We start from the raw sequence: 26132 nt of genomic DNA, 5'->3' as shown, positions 1-26132 counted from the left end.
CAACCTCGGCATCCAAAAAGGCTGGATCAAATAACCGCAACACGCCCGGAAAAGACACACTTTTCTTTACTTAACCCCCTTACTCACCCCTCCCCTTCTACATCCCCAAAACGCAAAAATCCCCCGGCCTTACGACCGGGGGATTTTGTTCCTTGTGGAGCTTAGGGGAATCGAACCCCTGACCTCCTGCTTGCAAAGCAGGTGCTCTACCAATTGAGCTAAAGCCCCGTACACCGAGCAATTATACCTTGTTCGGCAGTGGGCCTAGGAGGACTTGAACCTCCGACCCCTTCGTTATCAGCGAAGTGCTCTAACCGCCTGAGCTATAGGCCCCGTGGAACGAGATATAACTTAACCCGTAACCATGACACTTCACAAATCGCCTGGTCAGCGGCCTAAATGTTGAGTTAAAAAGCAGTCATTAAGTAGTCATTACGGCTACTCCATAACCAGATCACTGAAAACACCTCTGAACCAACGCGGCCCCGGGGCCACCGAACGGGGGTGACACCGGGGCCAGCGGGAGGCTAGGCAGCCTAGCTGTCGTCGGCAAGCGAAATCTTGAGACCTCCGACGAGACCGCCGCAAGCGTTGTAGATAACCGCGCCGAGGGCCATGAGCCCAATCGACAGCACCCACCACAGCGCTCCTACAGCGGCCGCCAGGCCAAGGACGAGACCCGCGCTGATGGAATCCTCCCCGCCGACCATTTCACTAATCGGAGCGAGCAATCCCATCCCGGAGAGCAAGAGGTAGAGCAGGCCAACCGCGGCAAGCCAGACGAGGAAGCAAATGAAACCAGTGGCCGCCGTAATGCGCATGGCGGACCAGGGGCTCACCTTGTCGACTACCAAGTTAGTTTCGGCCATGCGCTTACTCCTTCTCCGCCTCCGAGTCACCGGACTCGGCAGCACCGGTGCTCTTGGTGGCGCCGGTGCGCTTCGGGACTACGTCCAAGGTTCCGGCCTCAGAGACCTTAGAAGCGGTCTCTTCGCCCTCATCCTCGACGTTGCGGTCGATAGCCAGCAGTTCCACGCCGTCAGCGAGGTTGACCAGGCGCACGCCCTTAGTAGCACGCGAGGTGGCGCGAATCTCGTTGACGTTGGTGCGGATGATGTCGCCGGCGGAGGTGACAGCGAAGATTTCGTCGTCGTTGTCGACCACCAGGGCGCCCATCAGCGGACCACGCTTCGGGTCGTACTTGAGCGTCAGCACGCCCATACCGCCGCGGTTCTGCGGGGTGTACTCGCTGAGCTTGGTCTTCTTACCGAAGCCGCCGGTCGTTGCGACCAGCAGGTTGTGCTCTTCCTCGACCACGACCATGCTGAGCAGCTTGTCGTCGCCCTTGAAGCGCATGCCCTGGACACCGGCAGTGGCGCGGCCCATCGGGCGCAGCGCGTCGTCGGAGGCGGTGAAGCGGATAGCCTGGCCGCGCTCGGAGACGAGCAGCAGGTCATCGTCAGCAGAGCACAGACGGGCACCGATGAGGGAGTCGCCTTCGCGCAGGTTGATGGCAATCAGGCCAGCGGAACGAGCGGACTCGTAGTCCTCCAAACGGGACTTCTTTACCTTGCCCTCGCTGGTGGCCAGCACCAGGTACGGGCTGTCCTGGTAGCTCTGAATCTGCAGCACCTCGGCGATGCGCTCCTCCGGCTGGAACTCCAGCAGATTGGCGACATGCTGGCCTCGGGCGGCGCGAGTGGCCTCCGGCAGTTCGTAGGCCTTGAGTCGGTAGACGCGACCCTTGTTGGTGAAGAACAAAATCCAGTCGTGCGTGGAGCAGACGAAGAAGTGGCGGACAATGTCGTCCTGCTTCAGGTCCGCACCGCGCACGCCCTTGCCACCACGGCGCTGGGCCTTGTAGGCATCGACCTTGGTGCGCTTGGCGTAGCCCGTGGAAGTAATGGTCACAACCACGTTTTCGCGGGCGATGAGGTCCTCTTCGGTGACGTCGCCCTCAGCGGCCACAATCTGGGTACGACGGTCATCGCCGTACTTCTCCACGACCTCGCCCAGCTCTTCCTTGACGATGGCGCGCTGACGCTCCGGCTTGGCCAGGATGTCCTTCAGGTCGGCGATCTCGAGCTCGATCTCAGCCAACTCGTCAATGATCTTCTGGCGCTCCAGAGCAGCCAGGCGACGCAGCTGCATCGCCAAAATGGCGTCAGCCTGAATCTCGTCGATTTCGAGCAGACCCATCAGGCCCGTGCGCGCGGTATCAACCGTGGCAGACCGGCGAATCAGAGCGATGACCTCGTCCAACATATCCAGGGCCTTGACCAGGCCGCGCAGGATATGGGCGCGCTTTTCCTTCTCGTCCAGGCGGAACTGGGTCCGTCGAACAATGACCTCAATCTGGTGGGCGACATACAGCGTCACCATCTGGTCAATGCGCAGCGTACGCGGCACACCGTCGACGATGGCGAGCATGTTCGCACCGAAGCTGGTCTGCAGCTGGGAGTGCTTGTACAGGTTGTTCAGCACCACACGCGGTACGGCGTCGCGCTTGAGCTTGACGACGATACGCATGCCCCACTTCAGGTCAGATTCGTCATCAATCGAGGCAATGCCCTGCAGACGCCCGTCCTTGACCTGATCCGCGATGTTGGCAATCATGCGGTCCGGGTTGACCTGGTACGGCAGCTCAGTGATGACAATCGACTGACGGGTGCCCTCCTGCTCAATCGAGGTCACACCGCGCATGCGAATCGAACCACGGCCGGTGGTGTAGGCCTCCTTGATGCCCTTATCGCCGACAATTTGGGCGGCAGTTGGGAAATCCGGGCCCTTGATGCGCTCCATGACCGCATCCAGCGTGGTCTTTTCATCCGCTTCCGGGTTGTCCAGGCACCAGTTGATGGCATCCGCGACCTCACGGAGGTTGTGCGGTGGGATGTTGGTGGCCATACCGACGGCAATACCGCCGGAGCCGTTCATCAACAGCTGCGGGACACGCGACGGCAGAATAACCGGCTCTGTCGTACGACCGTCGTAGTTCGGCTGGAAATCGACGGTGTTTTCGCGAATATCGCGCACCATTTCCATGGCCAACGGCGTCAGACGGGCCTCGGTGTAACGCATAGCTGCGGGGCCGTCGTCACCGCGGGAGCCGAAGTTACCCTGACCGTCGACAAGCGGATAGCGCATGGACCACGGCTGCGCCATGCGCACCATGGTGTCGTAAATAGCGCTGTCGCCGTGCGGGTGGTAGTTACCCATCGTGTCCGAAACCGGCTTTGCGGACTTCACATAGCCGCGCTCCGGGCGGTAGCCGTTGTCGAACATGGCGTAGAGAATGCGGCGGTGCACCGGCTTGAGACCATCACGGATCTCCGGCAGCGCACGGCCAACAATCACGCTCATGGCGTAGTCGATATAGCTCGACTGCATCTCTTCATTGATGTCGATCGGGCGAACCTGGTGGCCCAATACTCCACTTCCGAAAGATGAGCCGTCGTTGTTGTTATCGTCGCTCAATGACTGCTTCCTTTACTTAAAAGAGGTTCGCATCCATTCTACAGGGCTTTAGAGCCCGCTTTTCGACGCCGTGTGCAACTTTTCGATACCATTGTGGTATCAAATCTGGGGTTTTAGGCCTGATAGCGAGAAACAAACTAGCGCAGTTAAGAAGCGCAGTTAGATAGCAAGGAGCAAATGCGATGGCGATGACCTTGAGACTCACGAAAGAACAGGACACCGCCTTGGCGCTGCTGGCGCACATGGAGGGCGTGTCTAAACACGAGGCCGCCATTCGCGCCATCGAATCCGCCGCAGCGAGAGCCCTTCAGCAAGGTCAGGCTCGGGAAATTACGGCAAGCGTAATTGATACTGACATGGCGCTGCTGCGAAAGTTGAGCTCCCCAAGGCCCCGGGGAGCACAGGAATGAGCACGCCCCAGATTCAGCCTCTCAGCGAGGCCGCTATCCTGGCGGCCACCGATGAACTGGTGGCCACAGTGCCGGAATTGGTCGACGCTACACTTGCGAGGCCGTGGACAATCAGCGCTATTGTCGCCGCCAGCTCAGGAGTCATTGCTGGTCACCGTAGCTTTCCCGCGATTTCTGCGGCAGCGCAGGCGGTCGCTTACGCAACGTTTCACGTGAAACCACTAAGTTTTGGCAACACCGCACTGGGCGCACTACTTGCACACATACTCCTCACCACCAACGGCGAAGAGCTGTCATTCGCAGAGACGTGGGATCTGGTCAAAGGCGGCACTTAGCCGGGGACAGGGCCTAGTCACTCTTTCGGGTAAACGGGCTGGTCGGAATGCGATTGCCGGACTCCAGCCGGCCCGTGTAATACGCCGTGGCCTCACCTTCAGCCAGCTCAACCTCGTACCAACCATCACGGACATAATCAGCCGTCCGGTCCTGCCCGCCAACTAGAACACGTCCCGCCGCGTGCTCCAAAGTGACCTCCGGCAACTCTTTCGCCGTCTTGCTGAATACACGCAGGAAGCGGTCCGGGCCGCACACGGTAAGTGCGCGCTCCAGGAGTCCAATTCGCAGCTCTAACGTACCGAGCACCGTGTGATGCTCCACCTTATTGCCACTGTAAACAGCGAAAACAGCCTCACGGGAACCGTCATTGACCAGCACAAGATTGCCGCCTTTGAGGTAGGCGTGCAGCCGGTACGGTGTCGGCAGCGCGGTCGCCTGCTCGGACTCCTGCACAGGATAGTCACCGGCCGGCTCCGCCTCCCAGCGCTTCACAAACTCCGGCGCTGGTCCCGGCTGCTCTGGAAGCTGCATTCCCGTAGACGCCGAGAAGTCCAGTGTGGATACCAAATCACCACATACCCGACGACGCCAATCAGTGATATTTCCGCAGCTCACGCCGGTGACTTGCTCCAGGAAACGGATCACCGAAGTGTGATCGAAGACCTCTGAGGACACCAAACCACCCACCGACCACGGTGAAATGACAGTCATCGGGACACGGAACCCGAGCCCCTTCGGCTTGCCCAGGTACCACTCCCCCGGCTCATTCTTCGGCGGCAGCGGCGGCACCACATGGTCGAAGTAACCATCAAACTCGTCAAAGTTAATCAGGAAGACGGTCTTGGCCCACACCTCCGGGTTGGAGGCCAACGCATCCAACAGGCGGTAAGTGATATTCGCCGACTGAATCGGCGAGGACGCTCCCGGGTGCTCGCTTTCCGCGGCCGACGGCACAATCCAGGACACCTTTGGCAGCTCCCCAGATTCAACATCCCGTCGGAAAGCATCAGCGAGCGTGCCCGGCTGGCGACGGTGCAGCGCGCGATCATAGAGATCCCGTTCCGCCTCAGGCAGCTTCTCCACGGCCGCATTCAGTCGATCAATCATGTCCTGCTGCTCAGCTGTCGGCGGCGTGCCATCACCCATCGCCCCAAGCAACTCATAAAAGCCAGTCAGATCGAGCCCTGGCAGTCCGGCCTCGCGGATGACCTTGCGGCCAATATCCCTAAACGAGGCAAAGAAATCCAGATTGTTATCCGTATAGTTATCCCACTCCTGGTAGACGCGCCACGAAATTCCAGCCTCCGTGAGCTCCTCAGCGTAGGTGCGCCACTTATATCCTGAGTGCATCGGTGCGTACGCGGCATTGCCCACTGCGCCGGTGCCCCCGGGTTCTTTCTTGGTATCACCCGAGAAGAGGTAGTTACGGTTCGGGCTTGTCGACGTAGGCATTGAAGAAAAGTAGCCATCACAGATAGTGAATGTCTCTGCGAGTGCGAATTGGAACGCGATGTCCTGACGGTCATAGCAGGCCATCGTGCCTTTGCCCTTAGCCTCAATCCAGCCGTTGCAGCGTCCACCGTTTAGTGCAATCTGCCCGTCCTCCCAACCGTGCGGAAGGCTTGCAATGTACTCCACCGAAAGATCACCGCGATTCGCAGCGTTTCGAATTAGGTACGGGCTAATCCCACTCTGGTTAAAAACACCCGGCAAAGCGGAATTGTCGTTGTACCCCCGCACACCTCGGAGAGTGCCGAAGTAGTGATCAAAAGAGCGGTTTTCCTGCATCAACACGACAACGTGCTCAACCTGGTCGAGGGAGCCAGCCGGTCGGGGCTGCGCGAGTGCATGGCGCAATGATGGCGGCAGCAGCGTGCTCGCAGCGGTGACGGCACCGACTCCTGCGGCAGTCTGCAGGAAATGTCGACGGGAAAACTCAGATATATTTTTAGGTGAAGTTGCCATAGGCATCTACGTTAAGAAGCGCAGATTACCAGCCGGCGAACTGCCGCTTAATTCTCCTCGATAAATCGCTCGAAACGGTCAACCACAGCCTGCGGCTCACGCGCCCAGCGATTGTGGCCCAGCCGCTGCTCAATGAACTCGTACTTTGCCGAATTCGGCAGCATCCGTGCCAGCGCCTGTGCGGAGGCCTCCGGGCAGTCACGGTCACCACCACAGTTCAGCAGCAGCGCCGGGGTGGTCACCTTAGGCAACTCAGCGGCATAGTCGATATCCGCACCGCGCGGTCGCAGAAAGCCCGTGCGCGAGAACCGCGCCCACTCCACCACATGGTTACGAGCCTGGCGGCCATAGCCGGCCAAATCAAGCCTGCCCGCTGGCCAATAGCCCAGGATCTGGGACATCACCTGCATAAACGGTGCGCCGTAGCGAAGCCGCTTGTACTCCTTGCCAGTAAAACACCTATAGTGCGGGGTGCCGGATCCGACCATCACCACGCCGGCCACATCCGCTTCCGGTCGGGCCAAATACAGAGAAGCAATCTGGCCGCCCATGGAATGACACAGCAAGTAGACGGGTAGCTTCTCCCCTGCCGCGAGGTGGTCAAACTCCTTGCGGGCACGCGCCACGGCCAGCGGGTAATCCACCGATGCGAGATCCTGGTAGCCCCAATTGTGACGGCGGGTGGCCACCGCAGTCTGGTTACCCTGGCCGCGCAACTCCGAGGTCAGGACGCAAAAACCTCGACGCTGTAACTCTTGGGCAATCGGCCGGTAGTAGCGAGCACCCATGCCAAAGCCCGGCCAAATAACGACAATGCCCCGAGGCGAACCTTCGGGAAACCGAAGCGCCATCGGGGTCACGGAGCCATCTGGCAATGTCTCCTGCACAATACGTGGCTCGACTGGCGGTTCCCCGTTGACCATGCTTCCCCGAGTATCTTCCATTTCATAAACATTAATGGCTGAACTGAGGTTTTGTCAGGGGAACCGACAAGGCGAAAACTAAAACCAGGTACCGGCTTAGACGTCGAGGAAGCGAACGTCCTTCGCATTACGGGTAATGAACGAACGTCGTGAAGCGACGTCATCGCCCATCAGAATGGTGAACAGTTCGTCCGCCTTCTGCGCGTCCTCGAGGGCGACCTTACGCAGCACGCGGTGATCCGGATCCATGGTGGTATCCCACAGCTCAGCGGCGTTCATCTCACCGAGACCCTTGTAACGCTGAACACCATCGTCCTTGTTGATCTTGCGGTTGGCAGCCAGCCCCTCTTCCAGCAGCTGGTCGCGCTCAGCATCGGAGTAGGCGTAGCCCGGCTCACCCTTGGCCCACTTGAGCTTGTACAGCGGTGGCTGGGCGAGGTAGACGTGCCCTTCATCAATCAGCGGACGCATCAGGCGGAACAGCAGCGTCAGTAGCAGCGTGGCAATGTGCTGACCATCGACATCGGCGTCGGCCATCAGCACGATCTTGTGGTAGCGCAGCTTCTCGATGTCGAACTCGTCGTGAATACCGGTGCCCAGCGCCGTAATAATGGCCTGGACCTCGTTATTCTTCAGCGTCTTATCCAGGCGCGCCTTCTCGACGTTCAAGATCTTACCGCGCAGCGGCAAAATGGCCTGGAACAGCGAGTTTCGGCCTGCCTTTGCAGAACCACCTGCGGAGTCACCCTCCACGATGAACAGCTCGGACTGCTTCGGGTCCTTCGAGCGGCAGTCCGCCAACTTACCCGGAAGACCGCCAAGATCGGTCGCGGACTTACGACGTACCAGGTCACGGGCCTTACGAGCCGCCTGACGGGCATGTGCCGAAGCAATGGCCTTGTTAACAATGGCCTTGGCCTCAGCCGGATTGGCCTCCAGCCAGTGACCGATGTGTTCATTAGTCATGCGCTGGACGAAGGAACGCACCTCGGTGTTACCGAGCTTCGTCTTCGTCTGGCCCTCGAACTGCGGATCGGCGACCTTCACCGAAATCACGGCAGCGAGACCTTCACGGCAGTCCTCGCCGGAGAGGTTGTTTTCCTTCTCTTTCAACAGGCGGTGCTCACGCGCATAGCGGTTCATCAGCGATGTCAACGCAGAACGGAAGCCCTCTTCGTGCGTGCCACCCTCAATGGTGTTAATGGTGTTGGCGAAGGTGTGCACCGACTCGGAGTAACCCGAGTTCCACTGCATTGCAATCTCGACCTCGTGGCCGTCACCTGCAGCATCGAAGGAAATGATGGTCGGGTGGATGATGTTCTTCGACTTGTTCAGAGTCTCGACATAGTCCCGCAGACCATTCGGGTAGTGGAAGACCTTGCGGCGCTCCTTCGGCTTGGTGGTCTTCTCTGCCTTCTCCTTCTGCTCCTCAACCGCATCCTTGGCGATCTCAGCGGATTCGGTCTCCGCCTGCTCCGCCAGAGCCTCAGCCTCGAGCTCCTCCTCGGAGACACGCTTGTCCACCAACGTGATGGTCAGGCCCTTGTTCAAAAACGCCATCTCGCGCAGGCGGCGAGAAATGGTGTCGAACTTGAAATCGGTGGTCTCAAAAATCTCCGGGTCCGGCCAGAAACGCTGCGTGGTACCCGAACCGCGAGTCTTCTTACCTCGGATAATTTCTTCCGGAACAGCCTGGTCGAAGTTCTGGTACCAGGTGTAGCCATCGCGGATGACCTCGGTTTCCATGCGCGTCGACAGCGCGTTAACCACCGAAATACCCACACCGTGCAGACCACCGGAGACAGCGTAGGACTCGGAGTCAAACTTGCCGCCGGCGTGCAGCTGAGTCATAACCACCTGCACCGTCGGCATACCCGACGGGTGCATTTCGACAGGAATACCACGGCCGTTATCGCGGACCTGAACGCCGCCGTCTTCCAGCAGAGTGACCTCAACATCGGTGGCGTAACCCGCCATCGCCTCGTCGACGGAGTTGTCTACAACCTCCCACACCAGGTGGTGCAAACCACGCTCACCAGTCGAGCCAATGTACATACCCGGCCGCTTACGCACGGCCTCGAGGCCCTCGAGGATGGTAATCGATGAGGCGTCATATTGATGTTCGGTAGCAGCCACGGTTCGGCGCGTCTCCTATTCTTGGTTCTCTCCCCGCGCAACATTCGTCAGCGCGCGAAAAATAGGCCGGCGGTCAAGCGCTATCAGCGCCAGCCAGAACTACATAGGACTACTAGATAGGTCTGGCTAGTTTGGAAGTCGATAACGTCTCAAGAACCGCCTGCCGGTATTCTCCTGCCCATCTTACCCCAACGTAGTCCCCTACTGTGGATATAGCCGATGCGCTCAAAGGACCAAATTTCGCAGTTTTACGCATACCGACGGCTAATCGTAGACCGTTTACCGACCTTTACCCGTAAGTATCACGCGGTCCTCGGCCCTCGATGTGCAATTTGCCCTTGCGCCAATTCGGCGCTTTTGGCCCCAGCACCTTAATTTCCTCAACCACCCCATCGCCGACGCGTTCCGCAATCGACTTCAAAACCTGTCGCTGTGCCAGCCGCAGCTGTGTTGCCCAGGCTGTCGATTGGCACTCGACCACCAAAGTGCCGTCCTTGAACTCCTTGACCTGGGAGTGTTCCGCGACAACCTTGCCGACCATCGAATCCCACTCCGTCATGATCACACCGTGGGCAATGTGGATCTGCCAGCCGCGATCGACTACTGCCTTATTCAGCACCGCACCAATCGGCGCAGGTCGACGGTCATATTTCCGGTACAGCCGAATCCCCGCCTCCTTCAATAAGCTCGGCGAAATCACCGTACCGGCACGATCTCGCACCACTGCTTGCGCTGCCCGCTGCTTATCGACGTCCGCAACGATCCCCTCCGCGGCCTTCACAGGCACACGGCTATCGAGGCCAGACCACGAGCCCTTCTTCTTCGGTGGCCGCTGGAGATTCGGTAACTTGTGACCGCCCTCCTTAGCGGCATCGCGCATGCGGAAGAAAGCGTCACTGATCAGGTCGTTTTCCTCTTCCGGTGAGTTATCCGGCTCCATGTTCTCGACCATACCCGTCACTCTTCCGCGACTGGGTTTTCATCCAGCAGTGAGATTCGCCCCTGCTCAGTCTGCGCCACCGTTACCGTGTGATGGGTCACCGAAGAATCCTCGACCAGTGCCTGAGGCAACTCCTCTCCCACCGCCGAGGTGATCAACACCTGCTCAGCCTGCTGCGCGATTTCCATGAGAGCTTCCCGACGATGCCGGTCGAGCTCCGCAAACACGTCGTCAAGCACCAAGATCGGGTCGGGCCCATCGGCACGGAGCAAAAAGTACGCGCCGAGACGCAGCGCGAGTGCAAAAGACCAGGTCTCGCCGTGGCTAGCGAAGCCCTTGGCGGGGTCATTGCCGAGAATGAGGTTGAGATCATCGCGATGCGGACCAACGAGACAGGAACCGCGCTCAATCTCCGCGGTGCGGCGCTCCGCCATCTTCGTCAGCAGCAGTGCCTCGAGCAGCTCCGGTTCGCTGGGCAATGGCCCGCCATCCAGACTGTCGACCTTCGGCGCATAGGCAATCGTGGCTGGGCGCGAGTGCGGGGCAAGCGTGGCATAGGCCTCGCTGACATGCTCGGAAAGCTCGGCGATCAAATCCATGCGCGCAGCCATTAAAGCCGCTCCCACCTGCGCCAATTGCGCATCCCAGGTATCCAGCGTGCTCAGTGCGGCCTGCCCCTCCGAGGAAGAATAGCCACGGCGCAGCGTCGAGCCCGCCGACTTCAGCAGCGCATTCTTCTGACGCAAAATCTTGTCATATTGAATGCGGATACCGGCGGACAGTGGCCGTCGTAAAGCGAGCAAATCATCGATGTATCGGCGACGGGAAGCGGGCTCGCCCTTGACCAGCGTGAGATCCTCGGGCGAGAAAAAGACCGACTTAACGATCCCCAGCAGCTCCCGCGGAGACTTCAGCCGCGTGCGATTGATCTGCGCCTGATTCGCGCGATGCGGATTGATGAGCAGATGCGCCGTCAGCTCGCGGCCATCATTGACCGCCGTCGCCGAAATGCGTGCCGACGGGGTCCCCGAACGAACCAGCGGAGCATCCGTAGACACTCGATGCGAGCCGAGCGTGGAGAGATATCCAACGGCCTCGACAATATTGGTCTTGCCGTAGCCATTTTGCCCGGTAAATACGGTAATTCCAGGCGTGAACTCGACTTCCAACTCCGGCCAGGAGCGGAAGTCCCGCAAGGACAAATACCGAATGTGCATAGCCGCAAACTAGCCCGGCAGGCGCACAGGCATCAGCAGGTAAGTGAAGTCGGTCTCCGGCGTTGGGTAGAAGCCGTCCTCACCGAGCTCCGGGATAGCTTCCGGCTCTGGAATGAGAATCGCGGGACGCGACGGCTGCGTAAAGCCCAGCAGAACGCGGTGGGAGCGAACAGCGCTGAGCCCCTCGAGCAGGTACTGCGGGTTGAAGGCGATCAGAAGTGGTTCCCCATAGAAGTTGCAGGCCACAGTCTCTTCTGCGTGACCGACCTCGTCGCCATGAGCGGAAAGGACAACCTGGCCATCGGAGAAGTCCATGCGAATCTGCGCACCGTGATCCGCCATCAGAGACACACGACGGATGGCATCCTGCAGCTGGTCAACACGAGCAACAGCCATGGAGGAATGCTGCTTCGGCAGCAGCGGACGGAACTTCGGGAACTCGGCGTCCAGCAGTCGCGTGGTAGTGCGACGAGGATCGGCGAGGATAGCCAGCAGACCTTCGGAGCCGACCTCACGATCATCAGATCCGTCGCCGAATGCCAAGGTCACTGGCTCGCTGGAAGTGGTATCGAGAGTGCGGGCAGTCTCCGCGAAGGTCTTTGCCGGGATGAGCAGCTTGGTCTCCCCCTCCGGGATCTGCTCCCACTCGAAACTGCGAACCGCCAGGCGGAAACGGTCGGTGGCAGCGAGAGTGACCTCGTTACCTTCGGTTTCCATCCGGATGCCGGTCAGCATCGGCAGCGACTCATCCTTGCCGGCAGCGATAGCGACCTGACCAATAGCCTCAGCCAACAGAGCGGCATCGACAGTGCCGGTAGCAGCCGGAGCTTCTGGTAGCTGCGGGTAATCCTCCAAGGTCAGACTTGGCAGTTCGAAGCGGGAAGAACCACAGCGAACGATGACCTTCGTGCCATCAAAGTGCATCTCTACCTGCTTATTCGGCAGCTTAGAGACAATGTCAGAAACCAACTTTCCATTGACGGCGAAGCGACCGGGCTCATCGACCTCTGCGCTAATACGAATCTGAGTCGAGACCTCGTAGTCATAGCCAGCGAGCTGCAGACCATTGTCATCCGCGAGAAAAATCATGCCACGCAGAATCGGCTGAGTCGGGCGTGCAGGCAGGTTACGAGCAACCCAGCTCACCGCACCCGCGAGATCGTCCTTAGCCGCGCGAATACGGACTTCGGTCTGCTCCATCGTTCCTCCACCGGTATTGGATGTCTGTTATTAGCCGTCTTTTGTGTTGTCAGCACGCTATGTCAGCGCACATGACTGGAGTTACAAAGATTCCATCGTACAACTCTACTGCAGACTGCCAAAGACCTCACTGGGATTCTTGTAGTCCGTCTAGTGCTTGATCGTAGTTCTTACTCGTTCTTGGCATTTATGAAGTTGTGCGCCAGAGGTTGTTTGCCCGAGGTTGTGCGCAGGCCCCCTTTTACCTAGAAGTTTCTAGAGATTTTTAAAGTCGGGAGTAGTAATAGGGGGTGTGCACATTGTGAAATTACATGATTCCCGCTGGTCTTCACTGGTTTCGAGCTGTGGATAACCAGTGCGTCTAACTGTGGATAACTTGGGGTGTCTGTGGATAGTGTTCGGGCTTCATCTTTCATCCACAAAATTTACGAGTTGTCCACAGCTCTGTGCACGGAAAAACCGCAGTTAATAACAAGAATTCCGCACGCCGAGCCCAAGGTTTTTAAGCCGTGCCGCGAGCTCGGTCACGAATGCGTGTAGTCAGGTCGTTGACCTGGTCCTTTGAGGGCTTTTTCTCCTGAATTTCCTTAACAATCTTGCGTTCAGCGTGCAAAACCGTCGAATGGTCACGATTTCCGAACTCCCGGCCAATCGACGGCAACGAAAGTTCGGTGAAGGATCTCGTCAGGTACATCGCGATCTGGCGTGCATGAGCGACCGGGCGAGTCTTACCCGGGCCCACCAAATCCGCAACCGTTAAGTCGAAGTACTCAGCCGTGGTGGAGATGATGATCTCCGGGGTAATCTGCACCTCGATTTCGTCGGCACCGAGGATCTCCTGCGCAAACTTCAAGGTCACAGGCTCATGAATCATGGATGCGTGAGCACTAATCTGCAGGAGACGCCCCTCGAGCTCACGAATAGAAGACGAGGTGTTCTCCGCGATGTACTGGAGTACATCATGCGGAACGACCAAATCAGACAGCTGTGCCTTCTTCGACAGAATTGCGATTCGCGTCTCCAAGTCCGGGTATTGCAGATCCGGATTGAGCCCCCACTGGAAGCGGGTACGAAGGCGATCCTCCAGGGTCTTAAGCTCGCGTGGTGGGCGGTCCGACGACAGCACAATTTGGTGATTGGACTGGTGCAGGGCATTGAACGTATGGAAGAACTCTTCCTGTGTACCTTCCTTGCCCTCCAAGAACTGGATGTCATCGATGATGAGCATGTCCAAATCGCGGTAGCGACGCTTGAAGGATTCCTGGGCGTCGTCACGCACGGAATTAATGAAGTCGTTGGTGAACTCTTCCGAGGAAACGTAACGAACCCGCAGGTTAGGGTACAAATGCTTGGCGTAGTGACCAATGCCGTGGAGCAGGTGCGTCTTGCCAAGACCCGAACCGCCGGAGATAAACAGCGGGTTGTAGGTGCGCCCCGGAGACTCTGCAACAGCGACGGCGGCTGCGGCGGCGAATTTGTTCTGCGGACCAATAACGAAGGTCTCGAAGGTGTAGTTCGGGTTGAGGGTGGGCTCCTCGAAAGGCATGCTCATCTCGGTTGGAGTGCCGTGGCTCTCGGAACGGAAAGGACTTGTGACCTGGCGCTGATCAGCAATAGTCATCGGATTCTCGGCAGATGAGTGCGAAAGCCCCTGGGCCATCGAATCTACGGCGTCCATCGATCGGCGTTGTGACTGGGCACTCTGCTGATTATGGACATTCGGCTGGTGCGTCTGCGACACCTGTGGCGTCTGCGTCGATCCCTGGTGCTGCTCGTGGAGATTGAAGTCGTTCGTATCTGCACTGGGGAACGGGTAGTTGCGGCCAGATTGCTGCTGGTGCTGCTGGTTTGGCTGTTGACGCTGAGCCTGCTGCGGACGCGAAGCTGCAGATGGCATCTGCCCCGAGTGCTGTGCAGATGGTTGAGCGGTCTCTGCTGCCTGGCTATCTTCAGCGTCGTCAGCAGGATCGGCAACGGTGATGACCGTTTCCAACTCCTCGCCGGTCAGCGAGGCTAAGACGGCCTCGATAATGCCCTTGAGCTCTTCTTTTACCAGTGCCTGCACCACTGGCGATTGAGTGCTGAGCAGGAAAAAACCTGGAAAGTCACCAGTGTGCGTCACTGACCGCAGCAGTGCCTTGTGTGGCGGGCGTAGTGGTGCAATGCCCAACTCCGGCGCACCTTCTGGTGAAGTCAGGATAGAAACGACCTGCTCCCAGAGTCCACCTGGCAATTCTGGTTGTTCGCTCACTGTGTGAATGTCCTTTTACATGTTTACGTTCATCAAATTTATCGAGGCGACCTGTTTTTGTGGAGTGTTTTTGGCATGGCGAGAGCGCCATATCTGCCCATTTGGGGGCTATTTCTTGTAATTCGCCCTGTGGGGTGTTTCTACACAAGGTGCTATACGCCCCGAGCAGGACTTCCACATGTTTGTCCACACCTGTGGATAAACCTTGTCGCTAATTGACTAACAGTTTATCCACAGTTTGCCCACAATGAAAAATAGCCCCCTAGTCTGCGTTTACCTAGGTAAACACGTTATTTCCCCTGCTCGCTGTGATTCATGGTGTGGAAGTTATCCACAGCTGATGGGATAAACGCCCTGTGGATTGCAGTGCATAGGTTAGTATTTCCACAGGTCAACATCGGTACCGTCGGAAAACTTGGAAAATGATTCTCCAGGTAAATCCGGCGTGTTGATTTGAATTTCTCGCTCGATTCGACGTAACCTATCTGGGTGTTTCATATCCATTGAGATATGAGTCCGAGCTTGTGCTTGGACCCGACAGAACGCATGTAGCTTTCAATCTGTCGGTAAGTAATTTTTCCGTGCATCACGGGAATGCGTCAGACGCATCGCTGCCTCGCACTCGAAGCGAGGAGTTTACTGCGGTGTGTTCAGCGTGGACTCGTGGTCGTTTGAGTTTCAAGGAGTGTCAACCGTGTCGAAGCGGACGTTCCAGCCGAATAACCGCCGTCGTGCACGCGTGCACGGCTTCCGTACCCGTATGCGTACCCGTTCCGGTCGCGCCGTTGTGGCAGCACGCCGCAGCAAGGGCCGTGCCCGCCTGTCCGCTTAAGCAAGAGGACACCGATTTCGGTGCTCCCTCAGAGCAATAAGCTGCGTTCTTCGCGTGACTTCACGGTCACCGTACGACGTGGACGCCGAATCGGACGCAAGACCTTGGTCTTGCATATTCGTGACACCGCCGCTTCTGGCGGTGAAGATAAGACCGATACGCAGATTGCCAGGTTTGGTGGTCCGCGTGTCGGTCTTGTCGTATCTAAAGCTGTGGGCAACGCCGTGACTCGTCACGCTGTATCCCGCAAGCTCCGCCATGTTATGGCCGCGGCCGCGCAGAATCTTCCGTCCACCATGGACATTGTCGTTCGCGCGCTGCCTGCATCTGCCACAGCCACCAGCCAGGAGCTGTCCCACGATGTGCAATCGGCACTCGCCACATACGAACGTCGGCGCTAATTCGCTTGACGACGGCCCCCTCGCTCAGACCCCCGGCGCACGTGTGGCTGAGAGGGCGATTCTCTTCTACCGCCGTCGTATCTCTAATCTGAAGCCCACGAGCACATGTCGTTTTGAACCGACGTGCTCCGCATATGGTCTTGAGGCTGTGCGCCGTTTCGGAGCTATTCGTGGCCTGTGGCTGACTCTCTTGCGCATCTTCCGTTGCGCACCCTGGCATCCGGGTGGCTGGGATCCAGTTCCTGCCACATTCCCCGGCCTGGGTTCGTGGTTGAGGCGAATGCACAGGTAACCTCTAGTAATGCTTAGCCTTTGACGGGGCTTTGTAGACGAAGGCGCGAGTGCGCTGTCCCCTAAAGAACGGAGTGATCTTAGACCGTGCTCAATTTCGTGTATGTGCCGATTTCGGCCATCCTGTGGTTCTGGCATAAGGCCTCAGGTTTCCTATTCGATCCCTCCTCGGGTATCTCCTGGGTGCTGGCCATTATTTTGCTTGTGGTCACCATCCGTATCCTCCTGTTTAAGCCGATGCTGAACCAGCAGCGTTCTGCCATCAAGATGCAGCAACTCGCTCCTGAGATGCAGGCGATCAAGGAGAAGTACAAGAACGATCAGCAGGCGCAGGCCCTTGCTATGCGCCAGCTACAGAAGGAAATGGGTGTCAACCCGCTCGGCGGCTGTCTGCCGATTCTGGTTCAGATGCCTGTGTTCATTGGTCTTTTCCACGTGCTGCGTTCGTTCAACCGAACGGGTACGTCGGGCAATGCGCTCGGCATGTCGGTGGAACAGAACTGGAATACGCCTAACTACATCTTCGGCGTAGATGAGGTGCGGTCCTTCCTGCTGGCTCGTGTGCTCAATGCTCCACTGTCCAGTTCGGTTGGTATGGGTGAGGATCAATACGCAGCCTTTACTGTGCCTGGTACGCCTGCGGACTTCACCCGCATGGACATCATGATCGTTGCCATTCCGCTGATTGTTATCGCGGCACTTGCAACGCACTTCAACGCTCGCATGTCTGTTGACCGCACGCGTGCCCGCCAGGAAGCCGGTCTGGTGAAGCGCCAGGAAGGCGTTATGGGTCAGCAGATGGACATGATGAACAAGATGATGCTTTGGTTCTTCCCAATCATGATTCTTGTTACCGGTGCTTTCTGGCACATCGGCCTTCTTGTCTACATGGTGACTAACAACGTCTGGACCTACTTCCAGCAGCGCTACATCTTCGGCAAGCTGGATGAGGAAGAGAAGGAAGCTGTCGCAGCTAAGAAGGCTGCCAAGCGCGAGGCACAGGAGAAACTCGCTCCGAAGGTTGGCCAGAAGCCAATCAATCCGAAGAAGGGTGGCAAGCGTCAGGCAGCGCAGAATGCGCAGCAGGCGCAGTCCGGTCAGGCCTCTGCAGCGAACAAGGCTTCTAGCCATCTTCCGGATGGTAATTCGGGGAAGGGACAGCAGGGCCCAGCCTCGAAGCCAGCGCCAGGACAGAAACCCGCAAATCGGAAGAACCGGAAGCGGAAAAAGAAATAGCTGAAGTGGAATCGCCCTTCGTCTACATAAGTTAATTAATCGAAACGCCCCGCAGTTGATGCGGGGCGTTTTTGCTTGCCTTGGTGCTCTATCGAGCAAACAACGTCACTGTTATTACAGGCATGTAATTTTCTCCGGGGCCTGGAGTTTGGCATCCAACTTTGATCAATGTTTCACGTGAAACATCGCTGTTGCACTGTCGTACACTAGGGGTAGTGAAAAGCTCGACGGGTGACGGCACAGCTGCCCCATTGTGCAAGAAAGGTTAGTGGAACTGTTGAGTAACCCCGAGAAGGACGTCGATAAGCAAGAAGCCTCCGCCGGTTTGGTCGATGCTGATTTGCGTTCGGTGATAGATACCGTGTTTGGAGAGAATGCCGATCGAGCATACCGCTACCATTCCTGGTTGGCTGAGGAGGCTACAGTCCGAGGTTTGATTGGGCCACGTGAAACTCCAAAGCTGTGGGATCGGCACATTATCAATTCTGCGGTAGTTGGAGAAGCGATAGGCAAAGGGCTTGTAGTTGCGGACATTGGTTCGGGGGCAGGCTTGCCCGGGATTCCGCTTGCTCTTGCACGACCAGATTTGAAGGTGGTTCTTGTAGAACCATTGCTGCGCCGTACGACTTTTTTGAACGAAGTTGTGGAAGATCTCGAGCTGGACAATGTGACCGTGGTTCGCGGCCGCGCTGAGGAGAAAGTGGTTCGCGCTGAGGTTGGCCAAGTAGATGTCGTCACTTCTCGCGCTGTTGCCCCTCTTGGGAAATTGGCGGGCTGGTCGCTTCCTTTAGTTAAATCCGGAGGCGCGATGGTTGCACTGAAGGGTGGAACTGCGCAAGAGGAGATTGATCGGGACGCAAAGCTTATTGCCAAGGCGAAGGGAACTAATCCCCGCGTTGTAGAGGTTGGCGGTTCCGTGTTGAGAACTTCGACGTACGCCGTGATTATTCAGAAGAAGTAGGTTGTAAGTCCCCCTCCCCTACTCCACTGCCGGTTCGCTTGTGTTTTGGTTTCGACATTGAGGCGCGTAGTGCCGTCGGGCTAGAGTGGGATAAGTATCGCGGTATGGCAAAGTCCTACCGGCCAAGGTGGATGTTTCACGTGAAACATTTCCACAATCGTCGGCGTCTAACGCTTGTTGGGGCTTGATGATTACGCTTTTGCAGATAGTTACTAAGTTTTTATTCGCACTCCAGTGGCCATGATTGGTGATTGCTGTGCTTGTAAGGGGAATAGTTAATGAGCCGGAAGTCCTGGCAAGACACACCCATCGCTGCGGCAGCTCAACGGGCAGCGCAAGTTAAGGCCCCGAACCGTTTATCGCTTCCACGCCCCGAACGCCCGCGCCGTATTACTATCGCCAACCAGAAGGGTGGCGTGGGCAAGACCACTTCGGCAGTCAACATCGCGTCGGCGCTCGCGCGACATGGTCTCAAGGTGCTAGTCATCGATAATGACCCGCAGGGAAATGCTTCTACGGCCCTGGGGATTGAGCATGTTTCCGGGACCCCGTCGACGTATGAGCTTCTAATTGGCGAACTACAGATTGACGATGTCATCCAGCGTTCCCCTGAATCTGAGAATCTCTTTTGTGTGCCAGCGACGTTGGACTTGGCGGGCTCCGAGATTGAGCTGGTCTCGCTCCTGAACCGTGAGCGCCGACTTCTCGATGCAGTGTCAGATCAGTACCTGATTGACAACGGCTTTGACTTTCTCATTATTGACTGCCCTCCTTCGCTCGGTCTGTTGACTCTGAATTCGATGACTGCCGCCAACGAGGTTTTGATCCCGATTCAGTGTGAGTTTTACGCCTTGGAGGGTGTGACTCAGCTGATGAATAACGTGCAGATGATTCGTCAGCATCTCAATCCGGAGCTACATATTTCTGCTGTGCTGCTCACTATGTTCGATGGCCGCACCAAGCTTTCGGAAGAAGTTGCCAATGAGGTTCGTAACTACTTCGGTGAGGTTGTGCTACGTAATCTCATCCCTCGATCCGTGAAGGTATCGGAGGCTCCGGGATATTCGCAGACCGTAATTTCCTACGATCCAGGGTCTCGGGGCGCAGTTGCTTATCTTGACGCCGCGAAGGAATTGGCAACGCGTGGCGACTATTCAGCAGTTCCGGGTGGAAGTGCGATTGGGCAAAAACCAGCTTCCTCCCCTACCCCGTCCAATTCCACTGAGACAAATTAAAGCCACTAGGAGTAGTAACCGATGTCGAATCAAAAAAAGGAGAACCGCAAGGGAGGGCTCGGTCGCGGTATCGCCGCGCTGATCCCAACTGCTCCGGCGGCTAACCCCTCGGTAGGTGAGAGTGCCGCGGATATTATCTTCGGTCCCCGCCGTACCCAGGGGACGAAGCAGCCTGGAAGTAGCGGAGTTGCCGACGTACTGGGGGCAGCCGCGACGGGATCCGGCACCTCGTTGACTGAAGGGAAAAACGCCGGAAAATCTGCAAAATCCGGCCAGAGCAAGCCTCATACCAATGAGGCGCAGAAACGTCACAGTGACAATAAGACTATTGGTAAGTCTAGCGATGTTTCACGTGAAACATCGCCCTCGACGACATTGGGAGTAGCGGACCATAGCGGCGCCGAGCCGACCGATGTTGACACTTCGGCCGCAAACGAGTTTGGCGCGACCTATCGCGAGATCAACTTGAAGCTGATTACGCCGAACCCGAAGCAGCCACGAGAGGTCTTCGATGAGGAGCCCCTGAATGAGCTCGCTCACTCTATTCGTGAGTTCGGTTTATTGCAGCCGATTATCGTACGACCAATCTCTGAGGATAGTCGTGCGGCCGCACTCGAGGCAGCGCGCAAGGAAGATCCGAACGCGCCGCAACCCGAGTTTGAAATCATCATGGGTGAACGGCGCTGGCGTGCTTCTCAGCGAGCTGGGGTCGACACGATTCCCGCCATCGTTCGCGATACTCCAAACCAGGACATGCTTCGCGATGCCCTACTAGAGAACATCCATCGCGTTCAGCTGAACCCACTCGAAGAGGCCGCTGCGTACCAGCAGCTACTCGAAGAGTTTGGTGTAACTCAGGCAGAGCTGGCGGATCGAATCGGTCGCTCGCGGCCCGTTATTACCAACATGATTCGACTCTTGCAGTTGCCGGTGGAGGTACAGCGACGAGTAGCGGTCGGTGTTCTGTCGGCTGGTCACGCACGTGCCTTGCTTGGAGTTAAGGCAGGTAAGGAAGAACAGCAGCGCCTCGCCGAGCGAATTGTTGCTGAAGGACTATCCGTCCGTGCGACCGAAGAAGCAGTGACATTACTCAATGCCGGCGAGCGACCGAAAAAGCAGCACCGCGAGCCCACTCCGCAGCCGGAGGTCCTTCACAATTGGGCTGACCGCCTGTCCAATTCTTTTGATACGAAGGTGACTGCCCAGATGGGCAAGCGTAAGGGCAAAATCGTTATCGAATTCGGCAACCTCGAGGACTTTGATCGCATCATGTCACTGATGCATCTCGACGAAGAGTAAACCCGGTTACTGTGACTGAAGTATTCATCGAGAAAATTTCGCTGGCCGACATCGAAGGAATCTATCCAGAGACGATGTTAAGCCTGTTTTGGGAACAGGGCATGGAGCATATCCGTACAGCAACTGCCCTACCCCAGTTCTCGACTGAGCCGCGCGAACCTAATTTGGACCCCAGCACGCCAGAAGAGGATGAAGCGCTCAACGGTGATTTAAAGCATTCGGACGGCCAACCCCCTACTCGGCCAGGCGGAGCTAGTGAAAGCCTCTTAAATGGCGATTTAAGCCCTGATTTAGCCGCCCAGGTGCGCTTGGAGAAGGAAGCATGGCTCAATACCGTCTACCTTTCCTGGGGACCGTGCGGATATTCACTACGACGAAAGCCACCGGCATCACTTATCGATGGGAAACCTGAGACCGTCGGCACGCTGCTCTTTGCTCCGCCACGCTTCTGCCCGACGACATTTTCCATGCCTTCCGGACCAATATCGCCGGATGCGATTGCGCTGACGAGTCTGCATTACAACGCTTTAGAGGTTGACGATGACATGCTCCGCGTGCTCATTGTGACCGCTCTGCACAAGCTCGCGCTGCGCGGGATTTCAGCGGTAGAAGCGTTTGGTTGTAGTGGCACGGCGGATTCTATGTCGGCATCCACGCCGTCGTCGCCAACGCCTGACGACGGTACGGAGAATCTAATTGCTGATTTCGAGGCGCAACTCGAAGAAAAGCTGAATCCAAAGCCGTGTATTTCAGATTCGTTGGCGGCGATTAACCATAACGCCGGTGATTTGATTCGTACGCGAATCCTTCTTGACTCCGGGTTTCGGGTGGTGACTCCACATCCGATTCATCCGAAACTCCGTATCGAGTTGGATGCGGAATTGGACTGGGACGAAGAAATCGGCCATGCGTTGGATCTAAGTGCGAAAGAACCCTTTATGCGCTCAAAGCTGTTCAGTCTTTAGCGCTGGGTTTCATTGGTCAGCCGTGTTTAGGCTTTTTCCTCTTCAATCAGCTGCGCAAAGCTGTAAGCGCCGGTCATTGGCTGCTGCTCTTCATCGCCCAGGTACAGACGCTTTACAGCGACAACGATAGATTCGGCAATTACGTCCCGCTGATCTGGGGAAGAAAGAATTGCGACGTCATCCTCGTTGGTCAGGTAACCAACGGCGACTTCCACCGTGGGCATCCTGGTCAGACGGAGGAGATCCCAGGTACGGGCGTGCGAGCGGCAGTCCACCAGGCTCGTACGGGCAACAATCTCCCGCTGAATAAGGCCAGAGAGCTGTTCGCCAAGAATGGAGTTGGAGCCCTTCATCGAGCCAAAGTAAAAGGTCGCAATACCGCTGGCGCGGTTGTTGTGATAGTGGTCAGCCTGCAGGGAGATGAAGACGTCAGCGCCAAATGCGTTGGCCATCTCAGCGCGATCCTCGATGGACGGATTGTCGGTACGAGGACGAGACAGAATAGTCTCTGCACCTGCCGCGACAAGGCGACCCTCAATGCGAGAGGCCAAATCCCAAAGAATCTCTTCTTCAGAAATCTGACCGTAAGGGCCGTCGACCACAATGCCGGGCTCCCCTGCCCCAAGACCTGGATCAATGACAATGCGCTTTCCAGAGAGCTTCGGCCCCATCGTGCGCAGTATTTCCTTCTCGTGGAAGGCGTTTACAGAGCCACCAGTAACCCTCCTGCCCAAGTAGCTGAGCGCCCGGAGAGTAACGGGACCACAGATACCGTCGGGCTCCAGCCCGTAATTGAGCTGGTATTCACGTACAGAGGCATCGGTCTTCGGGCCAAAGTGGCCGTCTACTCGGGCATCGTGGAAGCCGAGTTCCTGCAAGGTAGCTTGGAGAACGCCTACGTCCTCACCGGTCATTTGTGACAGTGGATCGTAGGACAGTACGCGGGTGCCCAGAGTGTACGAGGCTTCTCGCAGTAGGCGCAGGGTGCTGTCGCGGATAATCCCGTCGGCATAGACACCGCGGGACTGTTGGAACGCCAGAAGAGCGTTGCGCATGTCCTCATCAAAGAGGTCATCGTCACCAGACCACTGAGGCGAGTTCTCCTCCGCGGCTGAGCCCTCCCAATTGGGCAGAAGCCCAAGACGAGCCAGGGTAGAACGTACCTCGGCTACACGAGGTGACCTATCGCCCACCTTCAGAAACTCTGGCACGAAAACTCCCTTCCGAACTCCACAATTATGTTTAGGCCGTTGTGGGTCCTCACAACACTTAATCAGTATTACTGGCCAGTGAGCTAAACGAAACTTCAGTTAAGAAATCCCGCGCACTCTCAGAGGATATGGTCAGCAATACCTCTCAAGTTGGCGGCAACCTGGTTCCTTCACGGTATTAAGGAAGACGTAAACCGCCATTTCCAGCAAGATTACCAGGTCGCAGGCGCGAATTGATTGTTACGAGGGCGCGTCGGCTAGCCCGACGGCAGAACCCCAGGACTAACTCTAAATCACAACCACAACTTCAGTCACATCATAATGGGGTGTGTCCAACGAAGGTGGCAGTAGCGAAGTGACGGGTGGGCAGTCGTAACCTCGTATCGGATAAGGAGCAACCCCAAGTTCTTTTAAAGGTGCTTTTCGATGAGCGACGTGATTTCGCCCTTCGGGCGGACTCCGCGAATCTCTTCGACCTTCTTGCCGTCCTTGAATAGGAGCAGGCTTGGGATGGACATAATCTGGAACATGCCAGCCAGTGCACGCTCCTCATCGACGTTGACCTTGGCGATGACGGCCTTGCCATCGAGCTCGGTCGCAACCTCGTCCAAAACGGGAGCAATCTTCTTACACGGGCCACACCACTCTGCCCAGAAATCAACAAGCACCGGCTTATCGGATTCGAGGACATCGGACTTAAAGGTGTTGGCGGTGACGGTTACCGGAGCCATGAAATTCTTCTCCTTAGAATGAGCTCGTTTGAGTTCTTAGTGGTTTTGTTTTGTGGTCTTGATTCTAATTTTTCAACCTAGCTTCTTCAGCCTCGCGTACGGATTTGGCGCTCAAGGCGTCAAAAATTAGGGCTTCCGGTGGTGCGAGTGAAGTACTAAATTGTTAATTAATGGTGTTCTTGAGAACGCTGCAAGTGCTCGATGAGTACGGGGCGTACCGGGCTATAACACGTCCCGCTGCACCCTGATTGAGCTACAGCTAACAACAATTGGGCTTACCGACTATCGGATATTCCCCATAGTTGGATATCTGCAATCGTAGGGCTTATCCAACAATTGCGATACCCCAACTATTAGGTGTTTATCCAGCTAGTGCGACTGCCCTGCTGTCATCTACCGAGTAACAGTTTCCAAGTAGTGCTCAGCATCCAGCGCAGCCTTGCAGCCAGAACCAGCGGCGGTAATTGCCTGCTGGTAATGCGAGTCAACAACATCGCCCGCCGCAAAGACGCCCTTGAGAGAGGTCTGGGTGCTCGGAGCGGCTACCTGAATGTAGCCATTCTCATCGCAATCCAGCTGATTGCGAACCATCTGCGAACGTGGCTCGTGGCCAATTGCTACGAACATGGCAGTCACATCCAGGACGGACTTCTCACCAGTGACGGTGTCTTCCAGCTCGAGACCGGTAACCGAACCCTTGTCCTCACCAAGAACCTGGGACACAACCTTGTTCGTCGCAAAGCGAATCTTGTCATTGTTCTGCGCGCGCTCGACCATGATCTTCGACGCACGGAACTCATCGCGGCGATGGACAATCGTCACCGAGCGGGCGAACTTGGTAAGGAAGGTTGCCTCTTCCATTGCGGAGTCACCGCCGCCGATGACGGCGATATCGTGGTCGCGGAAGAAGAAACCATCACAGGTGGCACAGGCGCTGACACCATGACCAAGCAGCGCCTGCTCACCCGGAGCACCGACATAACGCGGAGCGGCACCGGTTGCCAGGATGACAGCGTGAGCCTTGTGCTCTTCTTCGCCAACCCAGACAGACTTGATATCGCCGGTGAGATCCATGCGATCGACAATCTCCATGCGCAGGTCAGCGCCGAAGCGCTCTGCCTGTGCGCGCATCTGATCCATCAGCTCTGGGCCCATGATGCCCTCGGAGAAACCTGGGTAGTTCTCCACATCGGTAGTCGTCATAAGCAGGCCGCCAAACTCGATGCCCTCGAACACCACAGGCTTCAGGTCGGCACGGGCTGCGTAGGTGGCAGCCGTGTAACCGGCGGGACCGGAACCGACGATGATCAGGTCGTGAACGATATCGCTCATGAAGACTCCTATAATTTTTATCTCTCACATCACATGGCGCACAGTGATGCTCAGTAGTAAGCAAATTTTTCAGCTCCGGGAAAGAAATTACCGGAACCAGCCACCTCAACCAACGTGAGGTTAGCCATCTCTATTCCCCCAGCCTCTCCCCTGCTCCGCAGTTGTTAGGCCACCTGCACTTCTTCCAATTGTCGCCGAAGCGTACGACGCGCCCGCGCCCGCCGAGACTTCAACGTCCCGCTCGGCTGCCCAATACTGCGAGAGGTCTCCTGCAGCGAATATCCAAAGATGTCCAAGTACAGCAGGGCATCCCGTTGATCCGTTGGCAGCTGCTCCAATGCGGCGGCCATAGTCACACGTAGCGGAACATCCGGGCAGGGAATCGGCTGTGAACTCATAAACGTCTCAAAATCCTCCTCCTTATCGCAGAGAGGGATCTCCCCGAAACGACCGCGGTTGTGGTCAATACACGCATTCTTCACGATGCACGTCAGCCACGTCGCCACCGTCGAACGCCCGCGAAAATTCGCCGCCCCCGCAATTGCCCGCGCCAGCCCCTCCTGTACCCCATCCAAGGGATCGAAATCATCCCGACGATAGCGCCGCGCCATCGCTACCAACTGCGGATAATAACGCCGTGCCAACACCGCGAACGCGCGACGATCCCCCGCCAGGTGCGCCTTCAATAATTCACGATCGACCTCGTCCGCAGATGCATGCTTTTGCATACCGACGACGCCACAATCCCCCAGTCGCCGACCCATGCGGGCCTTACGGTGACTG

At 57.1% G+C, this 26132-nt stretch carries 23 protein-coding genes and 2 tRNA genes; 10 read left to right on the top strand and 15 right to left on the bottom strand.

Features of this window, described 5'->3' with window-relative positions; all coding sequences use genetic code 11:
- Positions 1-155: 155 nt before the first annotated feature.
- The 4 genes from QP995_RS09900 to gyrA form a co-directional block, all read right to left on the bottom strand.
- Positions 156-228 (bottom strand) — tRNA-Ala (locus QP995_RS09900).
- 31 nt (positions 229-259) lie between these two features.
- Positions 260-333: transfer RNA gene (locus QP995_RS09895), tRNA-Ile, on the bottom strand.
- A gap of 203 nt (positions 334-536) precedes the next feature.
- Entirely contained in the window at positions 537-869 is a 333-nt protein-coding gene (locus QP995_RS09890; RefSeq protein ID WP_049170131.1) for a DUF3566 domain-containing protein, read from the bottom strand.
- 4 nt (positions 870-873) lie between these two features.
- Complete coding sequence (gene gyrA, locus QP995_RS09885; RefSeq protein ID WP_239272498.1) at positions 874-3390, bottom strand: DNA gyrase subunit A; 2517 nt, start codon at positions 3388-3390, stop codon at positions 874-876.
- A 269-nt stretch (positions 3391-3659) separates the two neighbouring features.
- Between gyrA and QP995_RS09880 the strand changes: the two genes are divergently transcribed.
- Positions 3660-3887, top strand: coding sequence for a CopG family transcriptional regulator (locus QP995_RS09880; protein ID WP_070827216.1), 228 nt, complete (start codon positions 3660-3662; stop codon positions 3885-3887).
- Positions 3884-4222 (top strand): hypothetical protein, encoded by a 339-nt coding sequence (locus QP995_RS09875; protein WP_016421746.1) that lies wholly within the window; start codon positions 3884-3886, stop codon positions 4220-4222. The genes QP995_RS09880 and QP995_RS09875 overlap by 4 nt, the downstream gene beginning before the upstream one ends.
- Before the next feature lie 13 nt (positions 4223-4235).
- Here QP995_RS09875 and QP995_RS09870 read toward each other — a convergent pair whose 3' ends face one another.
- From QP995_RS09870 to dnaA, 7 genes are all read right to left on the bottom strand, one after another.
- On the bottom strand, positions 4236-6188 hold the full coding sequence (locus tag QP995_RS09870; RefSeq protein WP_284853162.1) for an alkaline phosphatase family protein: 1953 nt from the start codon (positions 6186-6188) through the stop codon (positions 4236-4238).
- A 47-nt stretch (positions 6189-6235) separates the two neighbouring features.
- A complete protein-coding gene (locus QP995_RS09865; RefSeq protein WP_016421744.1) occupies positions 6236-7111 on the bottom strand; it encodes an alpha/beta fold hydrolase in 876 nt (291 codons plus the stop codon).
- Positions 7112-7207: 96 nt separating this feature from the next.
- On the bottom strand, positions 7208-9247 hold the full coding sequence (gene gyrB, locus QP995_RS09860) for a DNA topoisomerase (ATP-hydrolyzing) subunit B (protein ID WP_016421743.1): 2040 nt from the start codon (positions 9245-9247) through the stop codon (positions 7208-7210).
- 289 nt (positions 9248-9536) lie between these two features.
- Positions 9537-10199 carry a DciA family protein gene (locus QP995_RS09855; protein WP_005511606.1) on the bottom strand — a complete coding sequence of 221 codons (663 nt, stop codon included), beginning with the start codon at positions 10197-10199 and terminating at the stop codon, positions 9537-9539.
- A gap of 5 nt (positions 10200-10204) precedes the next feature.
- Positions 10205-11404: a DNA replication/repair protein RecF gene (recF, locus tag QP995_RS09850; protein ID WP_048731375.1), complete on the bottom strand. Its 1200-nt coding sequence runs from the start codon at positions 11402-11404 to the stop codon at positions 10205-10207.
- Positions 11405-11413: 9 nt separating this feature from the next.
- Positions 11414-12604 (bottom strand): DNA polymerase III subunit beta, encoded by a 1191-nt coding sequence (gene dnaN / locus QP995_RS09845; protein WP_048731377.1) that lies wholly within the window; start codon positions 12602-12604, stop codon positions 11414-11416.
- A gap of 502 nt (positions 12605-13106) precedes the next feature.
- On the bottom strand, positions 13107-14855 hold the full coding sequence (dnaA, locus tag QP995_RS09840; protein WP_187399912.1) for a chromosomal replication initiator protein DnaA: 1749 nt from the start codon (positions 14853-14855) through the stop codon (positions 13107-13109).
- A gap of 694 nt (positions 14856-15549) precedes the next feature.
- Here dnaA and rpmH point away from each other — a divergent pair.
- The 8 genes from rpmH (at position 15550) to QP995_RS09800 (ending at position 22075) form a co-directional block, all read left to right on the top strand.
- Complete coding sequence (rpmH, locus tag QP995_RS09835; RefSeq protein ID WP_005511646.1) at positions 15550-15687, top strand: 50S ribosomal protein L34; 138 nt, start codon at positions 15550-15552, stop codon at positions 15685-15687.
- Between the two features lie 20 nt (positions 15688-15707).
- Positions 15708-16088, top strand: coding sequence for a ribonuclease P protein component (gene rnpA / locus QP995_RS09830; RefSeq protein WP_048731381.1), 381 nt, complete (start codon positions 15708-15710; stop codon positions 16086-16088).
- Complete coding sequence (gene yidD, locus QP995_RS09825; protein WP_076772413.1) at positions 16048-16380, top strand: membrane protein insertion efficiency factor YidD; 333 nt, start codon at positions 16048-16050, stop codon at positions 16378-16380. The genes rnpA and yidD overlap by 41 nt, the downstream gene beginning before the upstream one ends.
- A gap of 86 nt (positions 16381-16466) precedes the next feature.
- On the top strand, positions 16467-17615 hold the full coding sequence (gene yidC, locus QP995_RS09820) for a membrane protein insertase YidC (protein WP_076772414.1): 1149 nt from the start codon (positions 16467-16469) through the stop codon (positions 17613-17615).
- 325 nt (positions 17616-17940) lie between these two features.
- Complete coding sequence (gene rsmG / locus QP995_RS09815; protein ID WP_083280649.1) at positions 17941-18576, top strand: 16S rRNA (guanine(527)-N(7))-methyltransferase RsmG; 636 nt, start codon at positions 17941-17943, stop codon at positions 18574-18576.
- A gap of 278 nt (positions 18577-18854) precedes the next feature.
- Entirely contained in the window at positions 18855-19811 is a 957-nt protein-coding gene (locus tag QP995_RS09810; protein WP_016421734.1) for a ParA family protein, read from the top strand.
- A 21-nt stretch (positions 19812-19832) separates the two neighbouring features.
- A complete protein-coding gene (locus QP995_RS09805; protein ID WP_284837527.1) occupies positions 19833-21110 on the top strand; it encodes a ParB/RepB/Spo0J family partition protein in 1278 nt (425 codons plus the stop codon).
- An 11-nt stretch (positions 21111-21121) separates the two neighbouring features.
- Positions 21122-22075, top strand: coding sequence for a hypothetical protein (locus QP995_RS09800; protein WP_049193106.1), 954 nt, complete (start codon positions 21122-21124; stop codon positions 22073-22075).
- Positions 22076-22101: 26 nt separating this feature from the next.
- Here the strand turns inward: QP995_RS09800 and QP995_RS09795 are convergent, their stop codons facing one another.
- The 4 genes from QP995_RS09795 to QP995_RS09780 all read right to left on the bottom strand — a co-directional run bounded on the left by QP995_RS09795 (position 22102) and on the right by QP995_RS09780 (position 26077).
- Positions 22102-23286 (bottom strand): N-acetylmuramoyl-L-alanine amidase, encoded by a 1185-nt coding sequence (locus QP995_RS09795; RefSeq protein WP_048733139.1) that lies wholly within the window; start codon positions 23284-23286, stop codon positions 22102-22104.
- 410 nt (positions 23287-23696) lie between these two features.
- Entirely contained in the window at positions 23697-24017 is a 321-nt protein-coding gene (gene trxA, locus QP995_RS09790; RefSeq protein ID WP_016421730.1) for a thioredoxin, read from the bottom strand.
- Between the two features lie 393 nt (positions 24018-24410).
- Complete coding sequence (trxB, locus tag QP995_RS09785; RefSeq protein ID WP_049170102.1) at positions 24411-25349, bottom strand: thioredoxin-disulfide reductase; 939 nt, start codon at positions 25347-25349, stop codon at positions 24411-24413.
- Between the two features lie 164 nt (positions 25350-25513).
- Positions 25514-26077: a sigma-70 family RNA polymerase sigma factor gene (locus tag QP995_RS09780; protein ID WP_224783764.1), complete on the bottom strand. Its 564-nt coding sequence runs from the start codon at positions 26075-26077 to the stop codon at positions 25514-25516.
- Positions 26078-26132: the final 55 nt, after the last annotated feature.

This window comes from Corynebacterium sp. MSK032 (assembly GCF_030232065.1).
GTDB classification, from domain to species: domain Bacteria; phylum Actinomycetota; class Actinomycetes; order Mycobacteriales; family Mycobacteriaceae; genus Corynebacterium; species Corynebacterium jeikeium_D.
The sequence above is the reverse complement of the archived record's forward strand: the minus strand, read 5'-3'. Positions and strand labels throughout refer to the sequence as shown.